This is a genomic window from Nitrosomonas communis (assembly GCF_024102715.1).
GTDB lineage: Bacteria > Pseudomonadota > Gammaproteobacteria > Burkholderiales > Nitrosomonadaceae > Nitrosomonas > Nitrosomonas communis_B.
In genome coordinates this window covers 1-22,093 of sequence record NZ_JAGFJM010000121.1, presented here as the reverse complement: position 1 = coordinate 22,093, position 22,093 = coordinate 1, and the positions used below count along the sequence as shown (strand labels likewise).

Genomic DNA, 22,093 nt, shown 5'->3' with positions numbered 1-22,093 from the left:
TCTTGCCTTTTTCCGTCGCGACTACCGCCGCGTAGCGCAAGCGCATGTCGAAGCAGGGTGGGCGCCGAGACATACCCGCGTCGACGATTTTGAAGCTGGCATTCGTGCCGTTTGTGAACCAATTTTTGACAGGCCGCTGAAAGAAATCTACTTTGGGCGTGTTTTATTGCGGCTGTTTCAAGTCTCACGGCAATTTAATGTGGAAATTCAGCCTCAGTTGGTATTGCTGCAAAAAACCTTGCTCAACATCGAGGGACTCGGGCGCGATCTCGACCCCGATCTCGATTTGTGGAAAACAGCCAAACCATTCTTGGAAAACTGGATGGCAGAGCAAGTCGGCTTGCGCGGCCTAGTAAGCCACCTTCAAAAAGAAGCCCCCTACTGGGCGACGATGCTGCCAGAATTTCCGCGCTTGATACACTACCATCTAAGTCAAGAGCGCGCACAAGTTCTAGAAGATAGACTGGCAGAACTGGTTGCGCAAGAAAAAAGGCAGAGTCGCTTACTGGCATTACTGGCGGCACTACTAGCCTCCCTATTGCTCGTGCAAGTATATTTCTAGCAAAAATTAAAAACCTTGTTTGAGTAACCTCCTTAAAATCTGGATTTGCTAGAATTTGCTGTCTGCAAAACAAATGACATGCTACGTTTACAAACGGATGAATCGCTAATCGACATCGTTTACTACTACAGAGACAGCTACCCCGGTATTTTGGATAGAAATCAAAATGAGATAGCCCGATGACTTATTATCAAAAACATGTTTTTTTCTGCGTTAATCAACGCAAAGCTGGCGAAGCTTGCTGTAACGACCACAACGCCCAGGCAATGCGTGACTATGCGAAAGATCGCATTAAAACGCTTAATCTCAGCGGCAAAGGGAGAATACGCATTAACAACGCGGGCTGTCTTGACCGTTGTAATGAAGGACCTGTCATCGTAATCTATCCAGATGACATCTGGTACACCTATGTTGATCATGAAGACATCGACGAGATTATTGATGAACATTTGATCAATGGCCGTGTCGTTGAGCGTTTGCAAATCTGAGTCTTCCTCAACCTCCACCAGATTAAGAAAATTGAAAACACCAGTCGAACATAAGCTGTTTATTAATGGACCCGCTGGCAAACTTGAAACTGTCGTCCATGTCCCAGCTTCTGTACCCGGCGGGATTGCCATCATTGCTCATCCCCATCCGCTACATCATGGCAACATGAATAATAAGATTGTCTATATCCTCTCGAAAGCACTGATTGAATTGGGTTACATCACAGTTAAATTCAATTTTAGGGGGGTAGGCGCGAGTGAAGGGAATCATGCGGAAGGTATTGGCGAAATTGAAGATGTGCTGACTGTCACTCAATCTATACGCAATCAATATGACACCGCATCCGATCATTTACCCTTGTTACTCGCCGGTTTTTCCTTTGGCGGCGCCATCCAAACCTACGTTGCGCAGCAACTTGATCCGCAAAAATTAGTACTCATTGCCCCTTCTGTTGCCCGTTTGAATGCACCCTCTGTGATCGGTCATGCAGATAGCGTACTCATCGTGCATGGCGATCAGGATGATATTGTTTCTCTCCAATCAGTTCTTGACTGGGCTGCGCCCCAATCGATTCCGGTCGTTGTTATTCCCGGTGCGGAGCATTTCTTCCACGGAAAACTCTCCATCCTTAAACAAGTGATACTCAATGCCTGCCAAATTTGATTCGGCTTTGGCAATGCTTTCAGCGCATCAAACCTGATGCTTCTTTCAGCAAAAAATCTTTGAATGTCTTCGCAACATTAGAAAACCGTTTATTTTTCCAATGTACGATATACCAATGTCGCATGATTGGAAATCCTTGCACATCAAGCACCTTAAGCCGCTTTGTCTCTAATTCCAATTCAATGGTATGAAGCGACATAATTCCTAGTCCCATGCCTGCTTGAACCGCTTGCTTGATGGCTTCAGTAGTATCCGCCTCCATTCCCCTATTAATTTTGATTTGTTGCTCTGCGAAAAATCGCTCCATAGCATTACGCGTTCCTGATCCTGGTTCACGTACCAGGAAAATTTCCTGTTCAAGCTGTTTTACAGGAATTTGCCGCTTATCGCATAAATGATGACTGGGTGGGGCAATAATGACCAAAGGATTTTCCATAAATGACTCAGAAACAATATCGAGTCCATCAGGTGGTTGCCCCATAATTGCCAAATCAGTGGAATTATCCGCTAAGTGTTTCAGTACAGTTTCTCGATTGGAAACATTTAAGCTAACGGTCACGCCCTGATAGCGCTGACAAAATTTTGCCAACAAATGAGGCGCAAAATAATTAGCCGTGCTGACCACTGAGATATTCAATTTTCCCCGCTCTAATCCTTTCAATTCATCTAGAGCCAGTTCCATATCGGCCAGTTGCTGAGCAATGGCACGACTATACCGATAAAGTTCCTGTCCCGCCTCGGTCAGATATATCCGCTTACCCATCTGTTCAAACAAAGGCAGCGCCACGCTATCTTCGAGTTGCTTGATCTGGATCGAAACAGCGGGCTGTGTCAGAAACAGTTCTTCTGCTGCCCGGGAAAAACTCAGGTGACGCGCAACCGATTCAAATACTTTCAATTGACGCAGAGTGATGTGCAACATAGACTAAATTATGATGGTTAAAGAGATAGACCTATATATAAACATAATCTTATCATAACCATCAGAATTATTAATTTGATCTTATGCTTTGTTCTGCATATAGTATTAATTGTAATTCAGATAGTTCTTTTTTAATTATGTTTCACCCTGCTTTTTCTCAAGCTCAGAGAAATTATAAGCAGAATCTTCAACTACAGGAGATCACAAAATGGCCGCTAAAACATACAGTGCCGGCGTTAAAGAGTACCGGCAAACCTACTGGGAACCAAATTACACCGTCCAGGATACCGATATTCTGGCTTGCTTTAAGATCACTCCCCAACCTGGTGTTGACCGTGAAGAAGCTGCTGCTGCAGTAGCAGCTGAGTCTTCCACAGGAACCTGGACGACGGTATGGACTGATCTGCTGACCGACTTGGATTATTATAAAGGGCGTGCTTATCATATCGAAGACGTGCCAGGCGATGATACCTGCTTTTACGCATTTATTGCTTACCCAATCGATCTGTTCGAAGAAGGGTCAGTCGTCAACGTTTTCACCTCCCTGGTTGGTAACGTATTTGGTTTCAAAGCAATCCGTGCACTACGGCTTGAGGACGTACGCTTCCCTATCGCTTTCGTAAAAACTTGCGGTGGCCCACCTTATGGTATTCAAGCCGAACGTGATAAGCTCAACAAATATGGCCGTGCGCTGCTGGGCTGCACCATCAAACCCAAATTAGGCCTCTCTGCCAAAAATTATGGTCGCGCTGTTTATGAATGCCTACGTGGCGGCTTGGATCTGACCAAAGATGACGAGAATATTAACAGCCAGCCTTTTATGCGCTGGCGCCAACGTTTCGAGTTCGTGATGGAAGCGATTCATAAAGCAGAACGCGAAACCGGTGAACGTAAAGGCCATTACCTGAATGTGACCGCACCCACCCCGGAAGAAATGTACAAACGTGCGGAGTTTGCTAAGGAATTAGGCGCACCGATCATTATGCACGACTATCTGACAGGTGGTTTCACTGCGAACACAGGTCTGGCTAACTGGTGCCGGAATAATTGCAGGCTGCTGCACGTCCATCGCGCCATGCACGCCGTACTGCATCGCAACCCTCATCATGGTATCCATTTCCGTGTATTAGCCAAAGCACTTCGTTTATCCGGTGGTGACCATCTGCACTCTGGAACCGTGGTCGGTAAGCTGGAAGGCGACCGTGAAGCCACTTTGGGCTGGATTGACATCATGCGTGAATCCTATATCAAGGAAGATCGTAATCGCGGAATTTTCTTCGATCAAGATTGGGGTTCAATGCCTGGCGTGTTTCCGGTGGCATCAGGCGGTATCCATGTTTGGCACATGCCAGCATTGGTTGCAATCTTTGGTGACGATGCGTGCCTGCAGTTTGGTGGCGGTACACTGGGTCATCCTTGGGGCAACGCAGCGGGTGCGGCAGCAAACCGTGTTGCACTGGAAGCTTGCGTGGAAGCACGCAACCAAGGTGTGCAAATTGAGAAAGAAGGTAAAGCTATTCTCACCAATGCTGCAAAAAACAGTCCTGAGCTCAAGGTTGCCATGGAAACATGGAAAGAGATCAAGTTTGAATTTGATACCGTCGACAAGCTGGACGTAGCACACAAGTAACAAACCCATTTCTCTGAATCCTGGTGATTCAGAGAAATTTCTACCGATTATCAGGAGTTAACAAGAATGTCAGAAGTGATTGATTATAGAAGCCGTCTGAGCGATCCAACCAGCCGGAAATTTGAAACTTTTTCCTACTTACCTGCAATGAGTGAGGAGCAAATTAAGAAACAGGTCGAGTATATCGTGAGTAAAGGATGGAATCCTGCTATCGAGCATACCGAGCCCGAGTATCTGATGAGCAATTACTGGTATATGTGGAAATTGCCGATGTTCGGTGAAACTGATGTAAACCGTATTCTCAAGGAAGCCGAGGCATGTCATAAAGCCAACCCGAACAATCATATTCGTCTGATTGGTTATGATAATTTCTCGCAAAGCCAGGGTACTTCCATGGTCATTTACCGCGGCAAAACAGTTTAATTACGCAGTATACGGGATATCCGTTTCACCAGCCCCCGTTTCTGTAAAGTAACGGGGGTTTTGTTTTGCTTCTGTTTTTATGCTGAATTATCAAAAATATTACCTAAGTGCTACGTATTAACGCTGGAGAACGAAATGAGCGATGTTATCAAGCAATACTTGATCGAAAAAGAACCTTATTATCACCCCGTTGCTGATGAAGTAGCGCTGTATGAGGCAGCATACTCGGCCCGGATTCCTATGATGCTGAAAGGACCAACTGGGTGTGGCAAAACCCGTTTTGTCGAATTCATGGCCTGGAAACTGAAGAAACCCCTGATTACAGTAGCTTGTAACGAAGACATGACTGCTTCGGATCTAGTAGGACGATTCCTATTGGACGCACAAGGCACACGCTGGCAAGACGGGCCACTGACGGCTGCAGCCCGTTATGGTGCGATCTGCTATCTGGATGAAGTAGTAGAGGCAAGACAAGACACCACTGTCGTGATTCATCCGGTAACTGACAGCCGCCGGATATTGCCTTTGGAGAAAAAAGGCGAACTGATCAACGCGCATCCAGATTTTCAACTCGTCATTTCCTACAACCCTGGCTACCAGAGCTTGATGAAAGACTTGAAGCAATCCACCAAACAGCGTTTTGGGGCATTGGATTTTAATTACCCCGATCACGACACCGAAACGGAAATTGTGTCTCATGAAAGCGGTATCGATAAAACAATAGCTGGCAAACTAGTCTCGATTGCAGAACGCGCGAGGAATTTAAAAGGTCATGGACTGGATGAAGGTATTTCCACCCGCATGCTGATCTATGCCGGTAATTTGATAGCCAAAGGGGTAGAAGCCCATGCAGCATGCCGCGTGGCGCTTGTTCGCCCGATCACGGATGATCCCGATATGCGGGATGCGCTTGATGCGGCTGTGGCCACTTTCTTCTAGTCAGAATTTTTAAAACCCATTCAGATAAAGATACGGTATGAGCGTTAACCTTGCTGATTACACAGAGTTACTGGAATCATTGCAACCAGAATCCAAGTCACTACTTGAAAATACCTGGCATGATGCAACCAGAATATTGTCACCGCGGGGATTGGATAATTACCTGAAAGGCGTGTCTGCTCTGCAGGGGCTTGGACGCGGTCGCACACTGGTAGATACATGGATCGATGAAGTGCCGCAAGTTGCTAAAGAAGTAGGTGAAGATGTCATCAGCGATCTTGCAACCACTGCTTTGATGCTTTCATCAAAAACATCCGGAGCTGTCATTGAACTTATTCTTGCCACAGCAGCTACCGCCGCCAAAAGACTTGGTGACGCAGATTTATTTCTTGGCTATCTGCAATTCCTCAATACACTTATTGCGCAGGCACCACGAGGTATCCGTCCCATGCTGGATAAGCTCGATGTGTTACTAGGTCAGTTGACGCTCGGTGGTTTACGCAGATGGGCTTTATGGGGTGCACATGCTCACCGCACCAACTACGAAGAACAGATCAGATATTTCAGTTTAACTTCCAAGGAATCGCTGGCTGTTCTGCAGAAGGAAAGAAAAGGCACTCTGTTTGTCGATATCCAGCGCCGTACCAATATCTACTTGCGCGCATTATGGGCACGTGATTTTTTTATGCGCCCAACCTCAGGTGATTATGAAACTCGCCAAGGTTACCAGCCATATATTGAAAATTATGTCATTCATCTGCCGGACGCCTATGATGCCTATGGCGATATCCCTGCAAGCGAAGTTTACCGTGCCGCAGCTGCTCATGCCGCTGCTCATCTGGTAGAAACGAAATATCCTATTTCGGCTGAAGCGTTGAATCCACTGCAAATGGCGGTTATTTCAGTGATTGAAGACGCCAGGATAGAAGCCCTCTCGATCCGGCGTTTTCCTGGCCTACGCCAGATTTGGTCTGTGCTACATGCTGCTTCGCCCGACATGGAAACCACGATCGGCGATTATCTCAATCGCCTGGCGCGCGCACTGCTTGATCGAACCTATGAGGATCACGATGATTGGATTGTTGAAGGACGATATTTATTTGCGCAAGCGCAAGATCGCCTGGAAGACAATCAGATTTCATGGGAAATCGGCGTACACCTCGCGCATAAGCTCATGGCCAAGAAAATCGCATTCAATCCCCGGACCGATATCCTGACAGCACCTTATCTGGATGATAATCGCTATTTCTGGGAATTCGCAGAATTTGATTTTGATCGCTCGTTGGTGGCCGGTTATGAGGAAGTCAAACAAGTTCGCAAATACGTCAGTGTCATGGAGCTTGCCAATGAAGTAGAAGTTGAAACGGCTGGCGACGATGCACAAGAAATTTGGGTGATGGGGACAGAGTTCTTCCCTTATGAAGATAACGGCGTTTCCTATAATGAGCTGGAAGGTAAAGAACCTATCTCTCCGCCTTTTCATTACTCGGAGTGGGACTATCAAATTCAGCTAGAACGCCCTGCCTGGGTGACCGTTCAAGAAAAACGCACGCAATCGGGCGATATCGAAGCGATCGATCGCATTGCCGCACAGTATAAACGTGAAATTTCACGCATGAAATTTTTGCTGGATGCCGTGCAGCCGCAAGGTGTGCAGCGTATCCGCAAGCTGGAGGATGGCGATGAAATCGATATCAACGCAGCGATTCATTCCACAATCGATATTCGCATGGGTCTACAGCCCGACCCGCGCATCATGATGCGCTCTGTGCGCAAGATACGTGATATATCGGTGCTCGTGCTGCTTGATTTGTCTGAATCCACCAATGATAGGGTTTCCGGCCAAGATTTTTCGGTACTTGACCTCACTCGTCAGGCAACTGTATTACTGGCCGACGCCATCAGTAAAATTGGTGATCCCTTTGCAATTCACGGATTTTGCTCGGACGGACGGCATGATGTCGAGTATTATCGCTACAAGGATTTTGATCAGCCATACAATGAAATTCCAAAAGCGAAGCTAGCCGGTATGACTGGGCAACTATCAACTCGGATGGGTGCTGCTATCCGGCATGCTAGCCACTATTTGAAATTACAGCGCTCCAGCAAGAAGCTGTTACTGGTCATTACCGATGGAGAACCTGCGGATATTGATGTGCGCGATCCCCAGTATCTTCGCTATGATACTAAGAAGGCAGTGGAAGAAGCTGGCCGGGCAGGAATTATCACTTTTTGCATGAGCCTGGATCCACGCGCAGATCAGTATGTTTCACGCATTTTTGGGGCACGTAATTATATGGTCGTTGATCACGTCGAAAGACTGCCTGAAAAATTGCCATTACTTTATGCAGGGTTAACACGTTAAGATTTTTTATTTATTGCACACTTCAGACCTTTTTATTAGCACGATGAATGAACAATTTTACGCAGGAATTGATCAGGATATAAATGGTGGGCTAACGCATCTCGGTCGCATCGTCATTGATGCCTGGGTTTTTAAGATACTGCCCGAATCAGAGACGTGCGCAGGCTGGAGCCGTGCGCACATGCAAAATCTGTATGAAAAAGTTTATGCGGCATGGGAACCTTACGCTCATCTGCCCAGCCGCTTACCAGCTGATATCCAGCGGCGACACGCAAGGCTTTACGCCCAAGTTATCGATACTGCAAAAAATAAAGGCTGGAATGCAGAATTGGATGAGGATGATTAAGCGCTTGTGAGAACTCATCTTGCACAAGCGCTGAGTGCGCGTTTAGGTTGAGCTTCTTATCATGATTAACTCAAAATTAACTCATGATAGACCATAGCTTGCAGGAAACTTGATTACTCGCGCAGGTGTTTTTGGTGCCTGCTTGCCTGCGAGTAATTGCAAGGCTTTTGGAAACTCCTTCTGCAGCCGTAACATGACATCCACTTGATTCTCCTTATAATAAACCACTTCATATGCTACTGGTTCATTAAGTTTGGTCCGATCCTGAGGATGAAAATCCAGCCACGCAATATCAATCCAGCATTTACGGTCACCATCAATAAAAACGAATTCTTTTTTATCCAGGATAGCCAAGTATTGCATTGACCGGATGGGAACAAATAGATGCTCTGTGGTACAGCGCGCCAGTAGCTGGCATGCTAGATTATAGGTGTTAGCAGAAAGAAAACGAGATTCCCGACTGATCTCAGGATCGCGATAACAAGTGATTTCCATTTGTAAATTCTCCTTTTATTTTTTTCTGAAATTCTAAAAAACCATCAACCCATGCGCGCTACACGTCTAACTAAACCTCCCGCCAATCGTCATGATTGGAAAACAATCCGCTCCCTCTTACCCTATTTATGGGAATTCAAAGGTAGAGTCATTGCTGCCTTAATATTACTGCTCCTGGCAAAACTTGCCAATGTCAGTGTGCCTTTAATACTGAAAGAAATTATTGATGTGCTTGATCAACCTAAAGCGCTCGTAGTATTGCCGTTATTTCTCTTGCTTGCTTATGGTATTTTGCGATTCTGCAGCACATTGTTTGGCGAACTGCGCGATGCGGTATTTGCCAAAGTTACTCAGCGTGCAATCCGGCGGGTTGCCATTCAGGTTTTTGCTCACTTACACTCATTATCACTACGGTTTCATTTGGCAAGACAAACTGGCGGCGTGTCACGCGATATCGAACGCGGGACGCGCGGAATATCATTCTTATTGAATTTCATGCTGTTCAATATTCTGCCAACTTTACTGGAAATCGGATTAGTTATGCTGATTCTGATTAACCGCTACGACATCTGGTTTTTTATCATTACTTTGCTCACATTGCTTGCCTACATCGCGCTCACGCTCATCGTCACCGAGTGGCGCATGATCTTCCGTCGTACCATGAATGACATGGACTCAAAGGCCAATACACGCGCTATCGATAGTTTATTAAATTACGAAACAGTTAAATATTTTGGTAATGAAGCATGGGAGACGCAACGATATGATGAGCATCTGCAGCAATGGGAAAAAGCAGCTGTGCGCAATCAAACCTCACTGGCAACACTTAATACCGGCCAGAGCGCTATTATTGCAATCGGCATCACCCTGCTGATGCTAATGGCGGCTGACAAAGTCGTCACCGGTGAAATGTCATTGGGCGATCTAGTGCTGGTGAATGCTTTCTTGTTGCAGCTTTATATGCCTCTCCATTTCCTGGGTTTCGTTTATCGTGAAATCAAACACTCATTGGCAGACATGGAAAAGCTATTCAGCTTGTTGGATGAAAATCAAGAAATAACCGACCGACAAAATGCGATAAAACTTAATGCAGGCAATGTTACCGTTGCTTTTACACATGTAAGCTTTAGCTACGAAACCAATCGTCAAATTTTGTTTGATGTCAATTTTACTATTCCTGCTGGAAGCACTGTTGCTGTAGTGGGACAGAGCGGCTCAGGAAAATCGACGCTGGCACGTTTACTTTTCCGCTTTTATGATGTCACTGACGGCAAAATACTGATCAACGATCATGATTTACGCGATGTTACACAAGAGAGTCTGCGCGCAATGATAGGCATCGTACCTCAGGACACGGTTTTGTTTAACGAAAGCATCTATTACAACATCGCTTACGGGCGGCCTAGCGCGACCCAAGAAGAAATCCTTGCAGCAGCCAAGTCTGCACATATTCATGACTTTATTGACAGTCTGCCTGACAAATATCAAACACAAGTGGGCGAGAGAGGACTCAAGCTATCCGGTGGTGAAAAACAACGCATTGCCATTGCGCGAGCTATTCTTAAAAACCCAGCAATTCTTGTTTTTGATGAAGCGACCTCTGCGCTAGATTCAAGAACAGAAAAAAATATACAAAAAGAATTGAAACAACTAGCCAAGGATCGTACCACCCTTGTAATTGCACATCGTCTTTCCACTATCATCGACGCCAATCAGATTTTAGTAATGGATAATGGGCGCATCATAGAGCGAGGAACCCACCAGCAGCTTCTTATCAAAAATGGTACTTATGCGCAAATGTGGAAACTTCAGCAGCAGGAAGAACAGACACAAACTGTCATTGCCTTTCCGTAAGAAATGAGGCTACAGCTGGTCACATAATGGGCTCGTTAAATGGGATGGCTGATATTTTCAAGAATTCCCGTTCATCCAGATGGTAAGACTGCAATAGAACATATCGCGCACAACGCTTCTTGGTAAAGGGGCGGCGAGCAGCGTGACATCAATCGACCTTACCACGCATTTAGATCCCACGCACCCCTTTCCCAGCGATTGTCAGAAATTCAATGAATTTGCAAGTTCAACCGTGCTAACCATGCCTCAGAAGCTATTTGATTGATATCAAGTATGCTACTGGGAAAAAAGCCAAACCCTAAGATCAATAAAGCGGGCGCGCATAATAAAACCAATTCACGCGTCCGCAGATCTTGTGCTTGATTTACCGCAGCATGGATGATCGGGCCAAAAAATGCATTACGTGTAAAAATCAGCATATAAGCAGCACCAAGAATCGCACCAGCCAGAGCTGCTGCTCCGAAAAAACCATGGGAAGTCAAAGCTCCTACAATCATCAATAGTTCTGCTGGAAACCCGCTAGTGCCAGGTACGCCAAAACTTGCTAAAGCAAATAAAAAATAGAAACAAGTTAATTTTGGCATTACCTTAGCCATTCCACCTAAATGAACCGTATCAGTGCTACCCAGTCGGTGTTGGATAAATCCTGCAATCAGCATCAGTGAACTCGCAACCAGGGTAAAATTAAGCAACTGAAAAATTGCACCCTGCACGCCTTGCATATTCAGGGAAGCAATCCCCACGACGACCAGACCAACATGGCTGACGCTCGCGTACGCTAGCAAGCGACGCAAGTTCGTCTGCTGTAAAGCAATCAGCGCGCCATATATGAGTGTAGCCGCTCCAAAGACGCTCAATAGCCAGCTAAATTCAACAGCTGCCGCAGGGGCTAGTGGCATGGCAAAGCGCAGGATGCCATAAACACCCAGTTTTAATCCTGTCAGGATTGCCACGATATGGGTTGGACCTTCCATCGCAGCAGTAGGTAGCCAAGTATGGAGTGGAACAAGCGGCGCCTTGAAAGCAAAACCAAATAATAGTAATAGGAAAACGAGTGTTTGCTTGTTCTCGGGCAATGTTGTTTGTAACAGGACCGGTAAGCTAAAAGCCAAATCTTGCGGAATGCTTCCTCCCATTTGTGTAGCATGATTTGTCGCTAGAATGATAATAGCAAGCAATAATGGCCCGCCTCCAGCTATCATAAACAAGGTGTATTTCATCGCTGCACCGCGCCGGTGAGAACCAATTCCCCATAAGCCAATTAAAAAGAATAGTGGCGGCAGGGTAAGCTCCCAGAATAAAAAGAACAACATCATATCCAGCGCACAGAATACACCTACAGTTACACCCTGGAGTGCCAGTAATAGGGCAAAATGAAAGCGCGGGTTCTGGCTGATTGAATTCCACGAAGCAAGAATCGCTATCGTGGTCAGTAAAGCTGACAATGGCAAAAACAGCACTGAAATACCATCAACGCCAACCAGATACTCAACATTCAATAAAGGTATCCAGTCAAATTTTTCAACTAACTGGAAATCGCCTCTAGAAGAATCGAATGACTGGATTACAAAAAGCGTTAACAGTAATTCCAGACAAGCGAATGTTAATGCAGATACTTTGGCAATGGTCGCATCACGCGACATGCCAGTTACAATCGCACCCAGTAACGGCAAAAGAATAACGAGACTTAATAGGGGTAAATTAGCTTCGCTCATGCTTAATTATTATCCTTGTTATGATTTGGAACTATCGTCAATGCGGCATGCTCATTGCCATGACCAGCAGGATGTAGTTTTCTAATAGAACTGACATTCTGATCGATCATCTGCAACCAGGGCGATGTATAAAAACCAATACCAATCAGCAACGAGCAAATTACAATTGCAGTGACTCCCTCATTTCTCGGCGAGGGGCCATCTGAGCTAGGACGGGAAGAATGAGTATAAGGTGGCTGCAGTCGTTTAGGTGCAGCGATAAAAATCTGTTGAAAAGCACGCAGCAATAGCGCAGCCGTGAGCACATTACCAACCAGTATCGCAATTGAAAGGATCCAGCCATGATTCTTGATTGTGCCATCTATTAGTAAATGAACACCATCAAAACCCGGCGTGCCAGGCATACCCATTGTACTGAGCGCACTGATAACAAACAAGAATGCTAGCGCCGCACTCGTTTCAAACATCCCCCCAAGACGTGGAATATAGGCAGTATGTGTTCTCTTGTAAATCATACCAATACTGAACGCAATACCTGCTGCTGCCAGGCCGAAGCCGATAGAAAGCAGAATACTTGATTCCAGGCCATAGAGATTAAAATCGAAAACACCTATTATCAGCATTCCAGTATGACCTATCACGGAAAAAGCAAGCAAACGGCGTATATTGATTTGCATTAATGCCAGTACTATCCCATAAAAGATGCTAATCAGGCCAAGGATTAATACAAACCAGCTCCATTGCTGCGCCACATCGGAAAGAATGGGTAGAATAAAACGGATAACTGCATAAATACCTAATTTCAAGCCCACTATAAAAATCGTCGCGCTTGCCACAGTACCGTGTTCTGCTAACACCGGTAGCCAGCCATGAAATGGAAACAAAGGCATGCGAATTGCGAAGCCAAAAAACAAGAGGAAAAAAATCAACGTGGCAAATTCCAGAACATTCTCATTGTTAACCAAGGCCAGCCATTCAAATGTTAATGTATCTCCTGATCCCATAACGCCGAAGGCAAGCAACATAAAACCCGTGAAAGTCATGAGCAGGCCGGATCCCCAATGCTGCAGCAGCAATCCAACGACCCAGCGTCTCTTCTGACCGGAGCCAGCGCGTATCGTCATTAACACGATAGGAATCAATTCCATAACACACCAGAACCAGAATTGCATGGCGTTCATCGCGACAAATGCGCCTATCAGAATGCCCTCATAACCTAATACGCAGGCAACCTGAATTTTATCTTTAGCCCGCCGTGTCGTTAATAAATAGACGAGTGCCAGAAAAGACAAAATCGTTGTCAATGCAACAAACAAAATATTGGTACCATCAATACCTACACTATAAGTAAGATTGAATTTCTGCACATACTCAAAAAGTTGAACCCCTTCGCGATCTGGATCAAAAATAGCGATCATATAGACGGCATGCAAAGCAGTAGTCACTGCGCTTGTTAAACCAAGGTGCAACGCCATTTTTGAAGACGGTAAAAGCAATACTACGATCGCCGTCACAAGTGGAATCAATGTCAGCACTGTCAACAACGGAAACGTCGTTACATCTGACCAAAAAATAATGTTTGCCGTATTCATCATTTCCTCATCGTGTAGCAGCAATCAGCAAGACAATAAATACAAACAAGGCAAGATAACGTGGCTTCAACATCAATTCCTCGAAAGTATTTGCGGCTTGCCCTATCCTACGGCCTAAATCGACAATATTCATGCCTATGGCCTGGATTACCAAACGCTCTTCAAACCACCCAAAGATATTACCTACCCACTCCATCATCTTTCCGGCTATTCCGTTACCGCGCCCAAACTGATGATGGTCGTAATCACGCTGTTCAACTGCCATTATTTTTTGCTCTAGCTGATTCAGCGTCGATATTGAACGAGAAAACAAAATGGGATCACCCATGGCACGATCAACAACATAGCTATCGATATAATCAAGATCTTGTCCTATTCCCAAGATAGGTCTTGCCAGAGTTCGATCAGCAATGGGATCCAGCCAGAAACGTTGAATGGAGGCAATATATAACCAGCGCGAATTTCTTAACATATGACCAACCGGTTTGATTGGATTCCCGATTACATTGTGCATTAATGCTGGTGCAGTTAATACTTGATAACACCGTACAATGGCATGCGCACAGAGATGCCACGCAGCCAGTTCCCATAATCCCAAACCACACTCCAGAAATATCAGACCTAATTGTCCAGAGATAGCGAAACTATAAGAACTTTTGACATCTGTTTGGGTTAATCCCACAATAAAGCTATAAACAGCAGTGACAAAACCAGCAATCGCTAGCAAAACCATGATAAAAGGAGCCTGCTCAAAAAGAGGCTGCAGCATAATAACTAGAAATACGCCGGCATGTATCATCACCGAACCATAGAAAATAGCGCTGGAAGGAGTAGGTCCTTCCATCGCCCGTGCAAGCCATGGTGAAAATGGTAATTGTGCCGATTTAACAAATGCAGCGACCGCGAAACACAATGCGATGACCGTAACGGTAGGCATTGTTAAGTGTTCGGCCATAGCATTCAATTCTAGCCAATTGATTGTTCCGGCATAGAAATAACTCAAACCTATTCCTAACACAAAACCGGCATCACCAATACGGTTGGTAACATAAACACGCGTTGCATTCCCAGTTGGGACTTGTCGGTCATAAGCATAACCAATCAACAGATATGAACTTAATCCGGCAATTTCCCAGCCAATAAAGGTACCCACTGCGCTGCCCGCTGAGACCAGTAACAACATCGCCGCTGAGAACAAACTGAGGATAAAAAAGTAGCGATGGAATCCTGCTTCCCGATGCATGTAGTTGACTGAGAAACGCGTTACAATGAATAGCAGAATTGCAAACAGCGCTGTAATTACAGTATTAAAGCCAGATGTGATAAAAACTGCCTGAATTTCCAGGCTATCGCTACTTAACCACTGTCCTAACGTGTAGGTAGTTGCATTCTTACCAAACAAGTCTGCGCCCAGTAATAGCAAGGCCAGAATACATGACATGGTGATTGCTCCGATCGCCGCATTGGATGTCATCGATTCACCGGCTTCACCATTGATCTTGCCTAATAAATTACCTATACCTATAAAAAAAGCAGCTAACAAAGGGAACAAAGGAATTAGGGCAATCAAAAATTCCATTGTGTTATACCTCCTGAAGTTCGGGTTGTTTAATCAGTGCAGGCGGAACAGGCAAAGATTGATCTTTGTAGCATTCCGGTGATTTCTCAAAGACAGGTAACTGCACGTCATCACGTGGGTGCCATTGAACAAACCCCTTGTCTCGTTCAAAAAAGAAAATTTCGCCAGTGTCAGGATCCTTTGTAGCCACCAATATCCAGCCACCGCCCACCAGCTCACGGATGGCTTCCTGGCGACCATAGATCTGCTCAACGATCTCTTTTTTAGCCTCAATCAAATTGAGCAAACGCATTGGCTCATGAATTTCAATCATCTGTCTTGGCAAGCCAGTACGCAAATCACTGCTCGTCCCTTCCATCACAGCAAAAGAACCTACTACATTGTGGGGAACCTTGGTACTGCATCCAAAACGCTCGTTATCAACAGTAGAAAAATAATATTCAAGATTAATTCCTGCTCCTACCGGCCCTACTGCCAGCAAAACCCCCTCCAGAATTTTTCCTTCAGGATCTTGAGTCGGATCATAGGAAACGAGGAATACGCGGCGGTCAAAAAAAGCGCCTTGTGTGACTGAGCGTCGCCCAATAACTGCTGAAGCATTTGTTGCATGGCCTAGCTCAGGACGTGCTTGCGAAAAATCCCTGGCGCGTTCTTCTATATGAGCAAGCGCCTGCTCTAGTGTTGGATTACGTGGTGCAGAAGCAAGCCTGCGGCAGCGCTCATGAGCAGACATATGTCTTATATGCGATAAATCCTGTTGCAATTTTTTTAAGGCAGTTAATCGCTCTACTGGTACATCTTCCAAGTCATACCAGATGATTTCTTCATTGCAGGTATTATGCTCAGTACCGATGAACCACGTATCGTGTGGAATATCAATACCGCGTTCAGCAACCAATCTACGAATCTCGGGGCGATTTGCCATGGCAGCGAACAGCCGCGCATTGGGCCCGCCATGACGGCCGCTACACGCGCCGCAGTCATAAGCAGCAAGATGTGGATTATTCTGACTGATGGAGCCATGTCCTACCAGGAGGACGAGTTCCGCAAATCCGTAAGTTAACCCAGCATTACGCAGAAAAGCAGCTACCCGGTCAGCTTGCTCGCTATCAGTAAAACCCAGTTTAGGCTTTGCTGGCGTAGCTGCTGTGGCGGTATCCGTCGAGATATACTTTAATTGTGTTTTAACATTGGGTGAAGTAGCTTTTTCTATTCTCGTGATCAAATTGTACTGCATCCTCGGAGAAACCGTTTTCACCAATAAGCCTGCCAGCATAACGGGCGCGATCGCATCGATGATAAGCTTTGATTGTATAAGGTTACGGCGCAATCCCTGATGCAACCGGTTATATAGCCAGCCAACTAACTTCCGGCCCCGCTGATGATTACCTGTTGCTTGCTCCTCACCCGGCCTGGGTACTTCCTGCACATCATGCGCTGGTGTGACCACGACCGGACACAATGGTGTCACTTTAGTATCATCCAGTCCTTTATAATTCATTGGGACACCAAAAAAGCCTGCTGCCCCCAATGTTTCGATGGCGGGGTTATGTTCCTCTAAATGGCGACGGAAACTTTCTTCCCGTTCATCAATACAGAATATTAGCTGCGATTCCGGGCGGGTATTACGCTTCGCCCAACGTCCACGCTTATGATTAACATGTATCGCCTGGAAAAAATCTTCACGGTAATGACGCTCATAGGCATATAGCCAGATCTTGCAACGCTCAGTTTCATTGAATTCATCAAGCAACGACAGCATGCTAAGTAGGCTCTGCTGCGGCATGCTTTGTACTTGTTTCGCATTCAATCCCAAGTGCTGACATAAGCGAAACAGGCGCCAACCACTATCAAAGGCTCTATGATCTGCATTACTTCTTGACATTGGGCTGTACTGCCAGGTCCACATCAAATCAGCAAGCTGCTGCCATTCTGTTTGTTTGTGGCGCTCTGAGACAACACGTGACAATAGCGTCTTGACCTGATGCGTTAAATACTCGGGGAGTTCACCCAAGTAATATAGCCTGCGCACCATGAATTCAGATAAATTTTTATTGAAATAATAGGTGATGGATCCTAACTTTGCTTCTATGCCCCAAATATCACTACAAGCCTGTTTTAGCCAAAGCCTATCCAAGGTTAGTCTGATTGCCAGATAATCAATCAATTTTGGCGCAACATCATTTGCAGTACGATAATTCGGGTGATGCTGCCGCCAGTTGATAATGCCAGACCAGCCAGGCAGTTCCAGCGTAAGACGACGCAAGTACCCTTCCCATTTGTTTCGAGGAATTTCTAAATAAGATAGTTGAAGGATAATGCACTCGACAGCATCCTCTGGCATTTCCGTTACAATCTGCTGCCAGTCTGGTAACTCATGCAGGAAAGAATTAAGGTCATATTTGGATGCAGCTCTCCAGGCACCATATAAACCCAATTTGCTACGCTCCGGTAATTGCCAGGCAGCCATTCCTTCGTCTAAAGCAGAAGCACATATCCGTATCAGCTGCGTTCGGACAGAATGCAGTATATCGATACCGCTCAATGCCATGACAAAGCCACGCAAAGTCATACTTTCACCAATCTGCGACAGCATTTCATTAAGCTTGGCACTTGCTTCCAGCCTCACTTTCTGATGTATCGACGTTTCCGCGCTTCCTATACGACCATGATTGGAAGAAATTTTTTCAAGCCAGCTTTTTGCCTGCTCAACCGATAAATCAAGCATATTTTCTGGGTGCAGATCAATTTGTTCCAGCTCCAATTGATTTAAGATACTTTCCCATAACTGCCTGACAATTATCCTTTGATCCGTTCCTGACTCAAGTAGATGCTGGCGGATTGGACCAGCTACATCAGCCTGAACCGTATTTAAAGCACCCATCTCTTCTATTTGCCAATTTAGCTGACTGACAGTAATCGCCTGTAAATCGTACAATAAGGCAATCCGATAGATATCTTTGCGGCGGATGATCAAATCATCTGCTTGATAAACAATCTCTTCAGCGCCTAACTTTGGATCAAGCGCAAGCACCGCGGCTATATCCTGATCGTTTATCCGTCCTTGCCAATAGAAATTCCGGCTTTGCGCTTCCGGAAGATACCCTTTAATACCAGTCATTCTCTCCGACTCAGCAAGCGCCTCTTCAAATGGTAAGTGCTGGTAGCCATGCAATGTATTGTGATGAACAAAATCAAGAATTGGAGCCTGTCCAGGAAGAACGTGATCCAGATGATTAAGGATTGCAGTAACTTGTTCGTGCTTATCTTTAAATTCAGGTTTTGCTAGCATGGTAAAATCCTATTTAATACGCTGGCTGATAATATCGTTCATCAAATTCATGGTGGACGCTGACAGATCGATCAGTGGTGATGGCCATAAACCAAACAACACAATACCTAAGACAAGTACGCTAGACGCTAGCAGCTCGGGTATTCTCAAATCTTCGATCTCGCGCATATGAGATTTCACCGGGCCAGTAAACAGCATACCAATCGTGCGCATGGCGTAAGCCGAGCTAATAATAATGCTCACACCCAGAAAAACCATCAGGTTACCCCATTGCTGAAAACCCCCTACGTAAGTATGCAGCTCTGCAATGAAACCCACTGATCCCGGCAAACTCATTGCAGCAAGGAATGTTATCGTCATGAATAAGGCAAAACGCGGCATAACCTGGACCAATGAGCTGTAATCCATAATATTACGAGTATGGGTCCGCTCATAAAGTAATCCTACTAAAAGGAACATCGCTCCAGCTACCAGTCCATGAGCAACCATCTGCATAACTGCGCCAGTCATACCTGCCTCATCCAGCGTTGCAATGCCTAACAACACAACTCCCATATGACTGACTGATGAGTAAGCTACCATCGCTTTCAGATCAGTTTGCCGCCATGCCAATAAGCCGCCATAAATCATCCCGATCAATGCCAGCACAACAAGGAATACTTGCAGGGCTTGCGTCGCTTCCGGCAGCATTACTACCGCTCTGATCAGGCCATAAGCTCCCATTTTGAGCAAGATACCGGACATTAAAATACTAATAGGGCTTGGTGCTTCAACATGAGCAAGCGGTAGCCAGCCATGTAGAGGAAATATCGGCATTTTGACGCCAAAGCCGATCAGAAAACCGATCATCACCAAAATCTGCTCATTCTTTGGCATACTTTGAGCAGCCACACTCATGGATGACATGAGAGTGCCACCATGTTCTGGCATATACTGACTTATCGCCAGCAGGCTGATCAGCATGAAAATTGAGCCACCCATTGTATAAAGAACAAAATTGAGACTGGCCATATGACGGCGGACACCACCCCACCGTCCAATAAGCAAAAATAATGGTGCTAAGGTCAATTCCCAGAAAATGTAATAAAGAGACCAATCCTGAGCCATAAAGACGCCAAGCATGCCGAGCTCCAACATGAGAATACTTATGTAATAGCTCTTGACGCTGGCTGTGATACTGAGTGAAGCAAGCAGTGCCACGCTCGTCAGCAAAGTAGCCATCACCACCATCGGTAATGACAAACCATCAATACCCAATGCAAAAGAGGTGCCAAGCTTTGGATTCAGTAAGAACTGCTCTGCCAACTGCAATGCGCCATCTTCTTGATTATAGATAACAATCAGCCAGCAACTTAGAAAAAATGCAATTGTGGCAAACACATTCGCCACCGAGCGAAGCTGGCTAGTTTTGTGACGTGATATCAATGCCAACGCACATATTCCGACAGCAGGTGTGAAAAGTAATATGCTAAGTATTCCCATCCTAATAACTCTGTTTTAAATAATTTAATTGAGTGAAAATTATTAGTAACTACTTGTTAGTTATTTAGGCTGTCGTTTTTCTGCTACCTAGTTAGCAAAGACAAATGAAGAGCATAGATAATCTGTTCCACAAAGTGGACCACCCTCTTCCCAGATCATCCCACTGAATGGAATATTTCAAATCGAAAGTTGAGCCAATTCTTTCAATAGCAGAGACCAGCTTCACTATTCTAGGAAGCACGCGTATCTACTTCTATGCTGTTACCCTGCATGCACTATCTCAACTCTTACTGCGGAAAAGAATTGGTTAATCCACCAAATTTTTACCTGCATCTATATTGAATTGCTGCAACACTTGCTATGGGCTTTCTATTCGATTTCCTGCGAAACATTCACGATACTGGTTAATGCATGGGCTAACCATGTAAACCTGCACTATCCTTTTGCTTTTCTTATCATCTTTCTGGCAGTTTTTCTTGATCAACAGCCAATCATCATAATCTCATAGCAGCTTCAAACGATAGTCCTTGGCAGGACTGAAGGTAATTCGCTAGAGAATTAGTAAACAAGCAGAATAACTACAGAAAACTGCTGTTGCCTCCACAGTTAATCAGTCGCTTGTCCAGAGCTCACAAAATATAAAAATGACATAAATCCTCCATCGCCAGCTATTCATATCATGCTAGCAGTGAAATGATCTCAAACATTTTTTATTCGTAAGCGTAAAAATAATCTAGCATATGATCTGTGAAGAATTAGTGAAGTTTTAGTGAAAAAAAAATAAATTTTATAAAAATTTTGTGAAAATTTAGTAAATATATTGTGAATTTTGTAAATATTTTGTGAAATAAATTAATTTTTAATTTTAATAAAATTACACTAAAACAGTAAAACATTACCTTCCCGAAACCAAGCTATCCAAGCCAAACGGAAATCACTTAGCTGGAAAGTTAATGCCATGATCTATAGAAAAATTCTCGGAATTTTCTCATTCATCTATAGCAAAGCTCAAATAAATTGATTACGATCTATAAATGATTTATCCATCTTCATTATCTGCCAGTGTGTTCACCAAACCTTAACCCCATTGAGTACAAATGGGCACAAACCAAAGCAATCAGAAAACAACAAAACCAAACCACACATTGAGTAGCTCTTTAAAATCGAATCATTTTATGTGACGTTGGCTATATATGGAGAAACTGCCAAGAGGGTGCATCGCATGCTGTGTTCCATGCGCGCGAATGCGGTTCTGCTCTCCGTTACAGGGTGCGGTCCTACGACCTGAACGCGTCTTGCCTTGTACTCGAATCATTGCATGCTGAACTCCGTCCAACTGCGGTTTAGAATTATTTACTGTTAACTTCCCCGAGCGACAGCAACGCAGCATTGCCTCCCACTGCTGCAGTATTAATGGTAACCACGCGCTCGGTTGCAAAGCGTTGCAGGTAGTGCGGGCCACCAGCTTTGGGACCGGTGCCGGAGAGTCCTTCTCCGCCAAAGGGTTGCGAACCAACGACAGCGCCGATGATATTGCGATTAACATAAGTGTTGCCGCAGCGGGTATGACGAATGATGTAGTCGATAGTAGTGTTGATGCGGCTGTGTATGCCAAGCGTCAGGCCATAACCACTCTGGTTAATGGCGTCAACCACTTCATTCAAGCGGCTGGCCTGATAGCGAATAATATGGAGAATGGGACCAAACACTTCTTGCCGAAGTTGACCGATCCTCTCAATCTGATA

At 45.1% G+C, this 22,093-nt stretch carries 17 protein-coding genes and 1 pseudogene; 10 read left to right on the top strand and 8 right to left on the bottom strand.

The window, feature by feature from the left end; translation table 11 throughout:
* From J5I83_RS11705 to J5I83_RS11695, 3 genes and pseudogenes are all read left to right on the top strand, one after another.
* Positions 1-562: pseudogene (locus J5I83_RS11705) on the top strand (ubiquinone biosynthesis regulatory protein kinase UbiB); the annotation flags it as partial.
* A 179-nt stretch (positions 563-741) separates the two neighbouring features.
* Positions 742-1,050, top strand: coding sequence for a ferredoxin (locus J5I83_RS11700; protein WP_304056255.1), 309 nt, complete (start codon positions 742-744; stop codon positions 1,048-1,050).
* 31 nt (positions 1,051-1,081) lie between these two features.
* Entirely contained in the window at positions 1,082-1,714 is a 633-nt protein-coding gene (locus tag J5I83_RS11695; protein WP_304056252.1) for an alpha/beta hydrolase, read from the top strand.
* 19 nt (positions 1,715-1,733) lie between these two features.
* Here J5I83_RS11695 and J5I83_RS11690 read toward each other — a convergent pair whose 3' ends face one another.
* Entirely contained in the window at positions 1,734-2,636 is a 903-nt protein-coding gene (locus tag J5I83_RS11690) for a LysR family transcriptional regulator (RefSeq protein WP_304056249.1), read from the bottom strand.
* A gap of 208 nt (positions 2,637-2,844) precedes the next feature.
* On the opposite strand from J5I83_RS11690, the gene J5I83_RS11685 reads away from it, so the two are divergent.
* The 5 genes from J5I83_RS11685 to J5I83_RS11665 all read left to right on the top strand — a co-directional run bounded on the left by J5I83_RS11685 (position 2,845) and on the right by J5I83_RS11665 (position 8,339).
* Positions 2,845-4,266, top strand: coding sequence for a form I ribulose bisphosphate carboxylase large subunit (locus J5I83_RS11685; protein WP_304056247.1), 1,422 nt, complete (start codon positions 2,845-2,847; stop codon positions 4,264-4,266).
* Between the two features lie 66 nt (positions 4,267-4,332).
* Complete coding sequence (locus J5I83_RS11680; protein WP_304056245.1) at positions 4,333-4,689, top strand: ribulose bisphosphate carboxylase small subunit; 357 nt, start codon at positions 4,333-4,335, stop codon at positions 4,687-4,689.
* Between the two features lie 135 nt (positions 4,690-4,824).
* Positions 4,825-5,628: a CbbQ/NirQ/NorQ/GpvN family protein gene (locus J5I83_RS11675; protein ID WP_304056241.1), complete on the top strand. Its 804-nt coding sequence runs from the start codon at positions 4,825-4,827 to the stop codon at positions 5,626-5,628.
* A gap of 37 nt (positions 5,629-5,665) precedes the next feature.
* Positions 5,666-7,993, top strand: a complete 2,328-nt coding sequence (locus tag J5I83_RS11670; protein ID WP_304056238.1) for a nitric oxide reductase activation protein NorD — start codon at positions 5,666-5,668, stop codon at positions 7,991-7,993.
* 43 nt (positions 7,994-8,036) lie between these two features.
* A complete protein-coding gene (locus J5I83_RS11665) occupies positions 8,037-8,339 on the top strand; it encodes a hypothetical protein (RefSeq protein WP_304056235.1) in 303 nt (100 codons plus the stop codon).
* A gap of 81 nt (positions 8,340-8,420) precedes the next feature.
* Here the strand turns inward: J5I83_RS11665 and J5I83_RS11660 are convergent, their stop codons facing one another.
* Positions 8,421-8,834, bottom strand: coding sequence for a hypothetical protein (locus tag J5I83_RS11660; RefSeq protein ID WP_304056233.1), 414 nt, complete (start codon positions 8,832-8,834; stop codon positions 8,421-8,423).
* Between the two features lie 51 nt (positions 8,835-8,885).
* Here J5I83_RS11660 and J5I83_RS11655 point away from each other — a divergent pair, with 51 nt between their 5' ends.
* Complete coding sequence (locus J5I83_RS11655; RefSeq protein ID WP_304056232.1) at positions 8,886-10,688, top strand: ABC transporter ATP-binding protein/permease; 1,803 nt, start codon at positions 8,886-8,888, stop codon at positions 10,686-10,688.
* A gap of 209 nt (positions 10,689-10,897) precedes the next feature.
* Here the strand turns inward: J5I83_RS11655 and J5I83_RS11650 are convergent, their stop codons facing one another.
* Genes J5I83_RS11650 through J5I83_RS11630 form a run of 5 tightly spaced genes read right to left on the bottom strand, consistent with a single transcriptional unit; the run spans position 10,898 to position 20,348 of the window.
* A complete protein-coding gene (locus J5I83_RS11650) occupies positions 10,898-12,403 on the bottom strand; it encodes a NuoM family protein (protein WP_304056230.1) in 1,506 nt (501 codons plus the stop codon).
* 2 nt (positions 12,404-12,405) lie between these two features.
* Positions 12,406-13,995 (bottom strand): NuoM family protein, encoded by a 1,590-nt coding sequence (locus J5I83_RS11645; protein ID WP_304056227.1) that lies wholly within the window; start codon positions 13,993-13,995, stop codon positions 12,406-12,408.
* 7 nt (positions 13,996-14,002) lie between these two features.
* A complete protein-coding gene (locus tag J5I83_RS11640; protein WP_304056224.1) occupies positions 14,003-15,574 on the bottom strand; it encodes a proton-conducting transporter membrane subunit in 1,572 nt (523 codons plus the stop codon).
* A gap of 4 nt (positions 15,575-15,578) precedes the next feature.
* A complete protein-coding gene (locus J5I83_RS11635) occupies positions 15,579-18,866 on the bottom strand; it encodes a DUF2309 domain-containing protein (RefSeq protein ID WP_304056221.1) in 3,288 nt (1,095 codons plus the stop codon).
* A gap of 9 nt (positions 18,867-18,875) precedes the next feature.
* Positions 18,876-20,348 (bottom strand): NuoM family protein, encoded by a 1,473-nt coding sequence (locus J5I83_RS11630; RefSeq protein ID WP_304056220.1) that lies wholly within the window; start codon positions 20,346-20,348, stop codon positions 18,876-18,878.
* Positions 20,349-21,389: 1,041 nt separating this feature from the next.
* Between J5I83_RS11630 and J5I83_RS14585 the strand changes: the two genes are divergently transcribed.
* A complete protein-coding gene (locus tag J5I83_RS14585) occupies positions 21,390-21,497 on the top strand; it encodes a transposase (RefSeq protein WP_369683424.1) in 108 nt (35 codons plus the stop codon).
* 200 nt (positions 21,498-21,697) lie between these two features.
* On the opposite strand, the gene J5I83_RS11625 is transcribed toward J5I83_RS14585, so the two are convergent.
* The coding region (locus J5I83_RS11625; protein ID WP_304056217.1) for an aldehyde dehydrogenase family protein at positions 21,698-22,093 on the bottom strand (396 nt) is incomplete at its 5' end.

Coding starts and splice junctions, on each gene's coding strand:
- J5I83_RS11700 (WP_304056255.1), top strand. CDS start 742: ATGACTTATTATCAAAAACATGTTTTTTTCTGCGTTAATCAACGCAAA.
- J5I83_RS11670 (WP_304056238.1), top strand. CDS start 5,666: ATGAGCGTTAACCTTGCTGATTACACAGAGTTACTGGAATCATTGCAA.
- J5I83_RS11675 (WP_304056241.1), top strand. CDS start 4,825: ATGAGCGATGTTATCAAGCAATACTTGATCGAAAAAGAACCTTATTAT.
- J5I83_RS11645 (WP_304056227.1), bottom strand. CDS start 13,995: ATGAATACGGCAAACATTATTTTTTGGTCAGATGTAACGACGTTTCCG.
- J5I83_RS11665 (WP_304056235.1), top strand. CDS start 8,037: ATGAATGAACAATTTTACGCAGGAATTGATCAGGATATAAATGGTGGG.
- J5I83_RS11630 (WP_304056220.1), bottom strand. CDS start 20,348: ATGGGAATACTTAGCATATTACTTTTCACACCTGCTGTCGGAATATGT.
- J5I83_RS11640 (WP_304056224.1), bottom strand. CDS start 15,574: ATGGAATTTTTGATTGCCCTAATTCCTTTGTTCCCTTTGTTAGCTGCT.
- J5I83_RS11650 (WP_304056230.1), bottom strand. CDS start 12,403: ATGAGCGAAGCTAATTTACCCCTATTAAGTCTCGTTATTCTTTTGCCG.
- J5I83_RS11655 (WP_304056232.1), top strand. CDS start 8,886: ATGCGCGCTACACGTCTAACTAAACCTCCCGCCAATCGTCATGATTGG.
- J5I83_RS11660 (WP_304056233.1), bottom strand. CDS start 8,834: ATGGAAATCACTTGTTATCGCGATCCTGAGATCAGTCGGGAATCTCGT.
- J5I83_RS11635 (WP_304056221.1), bottom strand. CDS start 18,866: ATGCTAGCAAAACCTGAATTTAAAGATAAGCACGAACAAGTTACTGCA.
- J5I83_RS11690 (WP_304056249.1), bottom strand. CDS start 2,636: ATGTTGCACATCACTCTGCGTCAATTGAAAGTATTTGAATCGGTTGCG.
- J5I83_RS11680 (WP_304056245.1), top strand. CDS start 4,333: ATGTCAGAAGTGATTGATTATAGAAGCCGTCTGAGCGATCCAACCAGC.
- J5I83_RS11685 (WP_304056247.1), top strand. CDS start 2,845: ATGGCCGCTAAAACATACAGTGCCGGCGTTAAAGAGTACCGGCAAACC.